Origin of the sequence: Synechococcus sp. R6-7 (assembly GCF_047461695.1) — a bacterium.
Classification (GTDB): Bacteria; Cyanobacteriota; Cyanobacteriia; order Thermostichales; family Thermostichaceae; genus Thermostichus.
Genome location: NZ_JANSHS010000107.1, coordinates 1 through 6,425, shown reverse-complemented (window position 1 = coordinate 6,425; position 6,425 = coordinate 1). Strand labels below are relative to the sequence as shown.

6 protein-coding genes are annotated in these 6,425 nt (G+C 61.0%); 2 read left to right on the top strand and 4 right to left on the bottom strand.

The window, feature by feature from the left end:
- Positions 1 to 1,157: hypothetical protein (locus NW815_RS03865; protein ID WP_414415729.1), on the top strand; the 1,157-nt coding region annotated here is incomplete at its 5' end.
- 8 nt (positions 1,158 to 1,165) lie between these two features.
- Here the strand turns inward: NW815_RS03865 and NW815_RS03860 are convergent.
- The 4 genes from NW815_RS03860 to NW815_RS03845 form a co-directional block, all read right to left on the bottom strand.
- Positions 1,166 to 2,008 carry a universal stress protein gene (locus tag NW815_RS03860; RefSeq protein ID WP_414388848.1) on the bottom strand — a complete coding sequence of 281 codons (843 nt, stop codon included), beginning with the start codon at positions 2,006 to 2,008 and terminating at the stop codon, positions 1,166 to 1,168.
- Between the two features lie 101 nt (positions 2,009 to 2,109).
- Positions 2,110 to 2,922, bottom strand: coding sequence for a hypothetical protein (locus tag NW815_RS03855; protein WP_414388847.1), 813 nt, complete (start codon positions 2,920 to 2,922; stop codon positions 2,110 to 2,112).
- 139 nt (positions 2,923 to 3,061) lie between these two features.
- Positions 3,062 to 4,192, bottom strand: a complete 1,131-nt coding sequence (locus NW815_RS03850; RefSeq protein ID WP_414388845.1) for a hypothetical protein — start codon at positions 4,190 to 4,192, stop codon at positions 3,062 to 3,064.
- On the bottom strand, positions 4,189 to 5,829 hold the full coding sequence (locus tag NW815_RS03845; protein WP_414415728.1) for a hypothetical protein: 1,641 nt from the start codon (positions 5,827 to 5,829) through the stop codon (positions 4,189 to 4,191). The genes NW815_RS03850 and NW815_RS03845 overlap by 4 nt, the downstream gene beginning before the upstream one ends.
- A gap of 267 nt (positions 5,830 to 6,096) precedes the next feature.
- On the opposite strand from NW815_RS03845, the gene NW815_RS03840 reads away from it, so the two are divergent.
- The coding region (locus NW815_RS03840; protein WP_414415727.1) for a phosphomannose isomerase type II C-terminal cupin domain at positions 6,097 to 6,425 on the top strand (329 nt) is incomplete at its 3' end.

Below are 6,425 nucleotides of genomic sequence, written 5' to 3'. Positions count from 1 at the left end.
AAAAAGAGGTCGCCATCCCGCCAGAGCTGTTTTCCCTAATGCACAGTGAATTGGAGGGATCCCCGGAGGAGGTGCTGGTGTTGACGGGGCGGATCGGCTGCAGCGGCGAGCTGCGGGTACGGGTTTGGCAGGAAGGCGAGGAGAGCACGGTTTTCGAGGGGCAACGGCTAATTCAATTTCCCGCTGAAGCCCGAACGGCGGTGTTCAGCATTCCCATCACCCTGCCAAGCCGCGTTTGGACCCGTCCTTTGCGGGGGGAACTGGCCCTCACTCCCTCTTCCTGGCGGGATGCAGACCGGCCTTCCCAGCCCTTGACGATTCCGTTTTCCGTCCGCTGTCGAGACCTTCGCGTCAGCGTTGCGGAGCAACAAGGCGGAGAGCTGCCTCCCGCCTCCCCTCCGCGTCAGTATTGGGGAGCAACAAACATCCCACTGGCCCGGTTGCGGGAAGACCCCCCCTTAACCTTGCTGTCTCCCGAACGAACCTTGCAAAAGCTGCTGCGCATCTGGCAACACAGCGCCCCCATTTCCGTCAGCGTTGCCGAGCAACAGCGAGAGGAGGACTCAGCTTCGCCCGTTCAGCCCGCCGAGACCCAAGCCCTCCGCTCCTTCCCGGAAAAGGATCCCCTGCCATCTGCGCCCAACCCCTCCGCTCAGCCCCTACCCGAAGCAGAGACGGCAGAGTTGCCATCGCCCATCTCCTCCCCTTCCCTACCACCCCAAGCTGAGGCCATCTTGCCAACGCAAGCGGCAGCCGGGATCCCGAGTAGCCCTGTAGCTCCCTCTGAAAACTCGCTGCTGCCCCCCGCTCCGCCTGGGGTTTGTCCAACTCCCCAACTGGTGGTGCCCGAGCAACTCCGAGCCGGAGACAATTTCGATGTGGTGTTGCGCTTGCCCCCCACGACCAACCCTGCTGCAGGCCATCAAGCCCCTTTTTGGATCAAGTTTTGGGTGAAGCACGGGCGCACTCGCTCTTTGGTGGATGGCCCCCGTTGGTTGCTGGACTTCTCCCGTGACGAGCAGGGGCAGTGGCAAGCCCTCACCCGCATGACCATCCCTCCCGGAGTCCCTGAGCTGATCTTTGAAGCTTGGGCCGTCAGCCCGGATCGCCAGCAGCAGAGTGACCGAGTTACAGAGCGCCGCTCCATACTGCCTTGAAGCCTGGCTCAGTCGCTGTCTTGGACGGAACGCACCATCAGCACGGGGCAGCCGATGTGCACCCGCACATAGTCGGAGATGGAACGCCCCAACAGCCGATCCAAATCGGGAATGCTGCGGGCAATGGTAGGTCGGCGGTCAGGGGATCCCATCACCAGCAGATCGGCGTTGCTCTCGGCGGCTAAGCGGACAATTTCTGTGCCCGGATCCCCGACGGCAGTTAACACTTGGTGGCCGATTTGCCGGTTTTTGAGGGTATCGATTGCCCGATCTAGAGCCTCATCTCTGCCTGGGTTGTCGGCATCCAACTGCACAGAGGCCAGGAAGATCTGGGCCCCTTGAATGCCGGAGATCAAGTCAAGGGCCGTGGCAAAGGCGGCCTGGGCAGCGGGGGAGTTGTTGAGGGCCACCATGACATGGCTGGGGTATTTGACGTAGGCGTCGTCTTTGACCAGCAGCATTGGGCAGGAGGCGAGCTGGAACACATATTGGCTCACCGAGTTCTGCAAAATGGCCATGATGCGGTTGCGTCCCCGGGATCCCATGACAATTAAGGGATTGGGCATAGACTCGGCCACCTGCAGCACCACCACCTTGGGATCCCCTTCCACCAGTTGCGTGCTGATCTTTAGCCCTGGGCGGGGGGGGAAAGTCTGCAGGGTTTGGGCCAGCAGTTCCTGCCCCTTTTGCCAGGCAGCCCGCATCTCCTCGGCAGACGTTTGGGAAGGCACCGCATGCAGCAATGTCACGTGGCACTGGGCAAAGGCCGGCAGAGACAGAAGGGTATGCACCATTTGCTCAGTGGGGCCGCTGCCATCGATGGCGGCAATGAGGTTCTCAAATCGAGGCATGGGATCCGTTCTCCGGGCCGTAGTTTGCCAAGACTCATCCTAGATCTGCCCCTGCGGATCCCTGTTACCGTAGGGGATATCCTGCAACATTTTGTTGGGTTTCAGTAACTTAGCCACACATAGCCGGTAAAGCCGCCGCCGGCATTGGTGTTGCGACCGGCCAGGAACTGAAACCCCCCCAAGCCCAGCGTTAACCCTCCCTCTAGCCGCCAGTTGAGCTGGCCCGAAAGCTTGAGGTTGTCGTAGTCGGGATCCTGAACCGCCAAATCCCCGAACAACAAAGGCGCGCCGTTGCCCAACGTAAAATCCCCATCCAGGGCCAGGATGGCCTGCAGCTCAGGAGTCAAATCGGCCCCAAGGGTTAAGTTGGCCTTGACCCGATCCCCGGGATAGCCCAAGTAATCTCGGAACGTGAGGCAGGAGTCGAAAAAGGCGGGCAGGGATCCCAACTGGGTATTGGCCGCCACCCCAACTTTGAGATCGTAGCCGAAAACACCGTACCCCAAGGGCAGGGGAATGTCTTGGGTGGCATATCCCGGCGGGATCAAGGCCGTTAGCTGAGCCGAGAAGAAGGGATCCCCGTTCCCCCAAGTATGGCGCAGGCCCAGTTCCAGATCCCGCAGGCCCTGGTTGCGCTGGGTAACGGTGTCAGCCCCGCTGGCAAAGCGATTTTCGATGAAAACGTAGCTGGTGTTGAGGTTGAGAGTGAGCTGATCGCTAAGGCCAGTCTCGGCGAAAAGGTTGAGGCGGGTTTCCCCATATTCTGAGAGAGCAGGCCCCAGTTGCCCCCCCTGATCAAAGCGGGTGCGAGGCCGATAGACCTCCGGCTGCAGCGAAAAAAAAGTCTTGCCGGCACCGCGGGGAAAACCGCATCCTGCCCAGGCCGGCAGCTCCGGCGGCATTGCACTAACCACTAGACTCGCCAGCAGGCTTGCCCTTAGAAATCTCAGCTTCTCCATGGCAGGGATCCCGGCAGCTTCAGGGGGATTGTATCCCCAGGATCAAGCTCTGGGCCAAGATCCGGGACAAAACCGGCTTTGGAACGACTGCTAACTATGAGGTGGCAGCCGGCAAGCCCACCTGTGCCCGGAATTGGCGAGCGGCGGTCAGCGCCCCATAGGGATCCCCTTTGTAGAGGCCGTAGTGCATGAGGGAAAAGCGCCGCAGCCCCAGTTGAGACACTTCCCGCAGCCACTCCGGCTGGCTCATGAGCTGAAAGTCTGTATGGACGGTGTCGGCCCGTCCGCCGCTGGGGTGCTTGTCCTTAATCGATGGCTCGTAGTGGGCCAACATCAGGTTGGAGTGGATAGGGGAAAACAGGCGGCAACAGAGGCGGATTTGCTCTGGGTTGCCGGGATCCGGGCCGTTCAGCTCTGGGTTAAACTCCCCTGGCCGCCGCTGGCGCATCGACTGGAAGGCGATCCCGTCCATCCGGCTCAGGGTCTCGGCAAAGGGCTCCACCATGCTGCGGCCTGCCCCCTGGGAAGGGTCGTCAAAGGTGGCAATCCAGCCCCCCCAGCACAGGGCCACTTCGGCCTCTGGCAGCCGCTCTTTGATGGCCTGTCGGGCTTTGAGGACATTGCGCATCAGGGCTTGGTAGTAGGGAGCAGTGTCGGCGTTGTAGGTGTCCGCCGGGATCCGCCAGTAGGAAAACTCAGTAGCCAAGCTCCAGTAGGTGGGGCGGCCCTGAGGATTGGCTTGGGCAATATAGCCCGCCAGCTCGGCCACGTCCTCCACAAATTGCGGGGAGATATGATAGTCGCCGCAGGGGCGGTGGGTGTCGTCTTCCCAGGTGATGATGTGGAGGGTATAGCCCCGCTCAAACCACTGCCGCAAAAGCCCGGCCTGGTGCCAGTTGCGCCAAAAGGAGAGATCCCCCTGGCGGTGATCAAAGCTGTTCAGCCAGCCGCTCAGGAAATGGGGATCCCACCCCTGCGCCACTGCCGCCACCTGCGGATCCGACTCGATTTCCCAGAGGAAGCGACCGGGATCCTCGCCAATGCCCACCTGCCAGCGGGCCAGCAGCTCTGACAAGTTCATGCTTCCCGTCTCGGCATTTTCCGGGCTGCGACTCCCCTGCTGACTCAAAAACTCCTGGCCACAGCCGGCAACCCCATAGGCAGCCAGCAGCGCTCCGCCCGCTTGCAGCACCTGTCGCCGCTGCCAGGATCGTCTCCTTTTCATCTCCTCTCCTCCTGCGGTTCCTCTTGGTGTTGGCGAGCCCACAGCCGCACTTGGGGGGAGCTATAAACCTCCCTGAAGCCCGGCAGCCCCTCAAAATTGAGCTCAGGCCAAAATTGCAGGATGCGATCGGCGCTCCGCAAGGGATCCGCCAGCCCCGCTACCAAGAGGTAGTCCACCCTTTCCTGGGGATGCTGAAGGGCCAGGGCAAACTCGTACTGGTGAGGAGTAAGGAAAGAGCGGGGATCCCTTGCCCAAAAGATAGCCTCAAAGTGGATGTCGTCGTCCACCAGCACTTTTCGCCCGGGCAACAGGTGGCGATAGAGATACTGCCCAACCTGCCGCTTTTCTTGCCGCAGCCTCCGCCAGTCCTCTAGGGCTTGTCCGGCGGGGGTAACCTCATAGAACCCTTGGGCAGCTTCCAAGTTCCAGCTAAGCGGCGACAACTCCCCAACCAGCCGCTCCCAGAGATCCCGCTCCTCGGCCACCAGGGGCATGAGGAAACCCGGCTCTTGGCTCACCCCATAACCGGCAGTGAGGCAGTTCAACCCCAAGAGGGCAGTGATCAACAGGCGCTTAGCCCAGCCGGGGCCGGCTCCGCGACACAAGTAGGCGCCCATCAGCAAAGGCAGCGGCACCCAGAAAAGGCCAAAGCGGCTCAGCTCCCGCAAAAACAGCCCCTGCCCTAGAGAAGCCAGCAGGATGACCAGCGGCATCCCCCAGACCAGAGCCCATACCCAGCGACCCGGGCCTCGGCCCAGCAGGGATCCCAGCCCCAACAGCAGATAGGCAGGGGCCAGCACCGCCAGCCATTTCCCAGCCTCCAGCACCCCCCGCCAGCCACCCGCCTGCTGCAAGTCTTCCCGCAATTGCGGCAGCCGCAGACCGCTGCCCACCTGGTAGGTGAAAGCCCAGGGATCCCCTACCGACAGCCAGTTCACGTACAGCCAGCTCAACATCAGGGCCAGGCTGATAAACCCTGCCACCAGCAGCGAAGCCAGCCGAAAACCCCAGGACTGTTTGCGAAAAGCCAACAGCAGCACCCCTGCCACCCAGGGCAGCAGCCACCCACTTTCCCAACGCAGCACCATCAGAGGCCCCAGTGCCAGCCCAATGAGCAGTAGCCGCAGCGCAACGGGCAGCTCGCCAGGATCCGCCCCAGTCTCTGCCCTGGCCTGCTCCTCTTTACTCAAGGGAAACAGCAGGGCCATGTTCACCCCCACCAACCCTGCTGTGGCTGTCCAAACAGGGCTGCGCAGCAGCATCAAGATCAAAGTCGGCTGCACCACCATCAACAAACCCCATAGCCAGCGCCATCCCACCTCCACCGGCAAACGGCGTAACTGCCGCCACGTCCAGCCCAGCAGCAAAGAGCCCAAGATGGTCTGCAGCAACAGCGGGGATCGTCCCAGAATGGCCGTGACCATCACCAGCAAGGGAGGAAAGGTGGTGCCCACAATGGGCAGGCGCGGATCCGGCCCCAAGGCCGCCACGGATCCCTTATAGCCAAGAAACTGCATCTCCAAGCTCACCCAGCTCCAGCCTTCCTTCAAACCCCACAGAAGGCTAGCCAGCAGCAGAAACAGGATCCCGGTAGACCCGAAGAGCCGCAAGAAAGCCCTGAGCTTGGTGAGAAACATGGGTTGCTTTAACGGCTTCAAGAAGTTAGAAGGCAACTCATTCAACAGCGAATCAAGCCTTAAGAGTTGTCTGATGAGAACAAGTTTCAGAAAAAGTATGGGGATGGGCTGACGTGTCTGGGAACTGGACACAGGGCTAGATTAGCATTCCCTGGCCTGAGAGACTTTATCTACGAGTTTTGGCGTAGGCCAATTCAGCCATATTGTCGATGAGGAGGTCTCGGACGCTGAGAGAGAATGAGGGTGACCTTGCAAGGACGTGATCTTATGTTGCAGGCTGTGCGGGACGTGAATGAAGCAGCAGTTCCAGCGCTTGAGCTGGTGCCCTCTCAAGCAGAAACCCGTCCTTGGGGATCCTTCTGGGTTTTGGATGAAGGCCCGATGTACAAGATCAAGCGCATCGAGGTGAAGCCTGGCCATCGGCTCAGCCTGCAGATGCACTACCACCGCAGCGAGCACTGGATCGTGGTCAGGGGCATAGCGAAGGTTACCCGTGGAGAAGAGGTGATGCTGCTGAGCTCCAACGAGTCCACCTACATTCCCCCCTGCACCAAGCACCGCCTGGAAAACCCCGGCACCCTTCCCTTGGTGTTGAT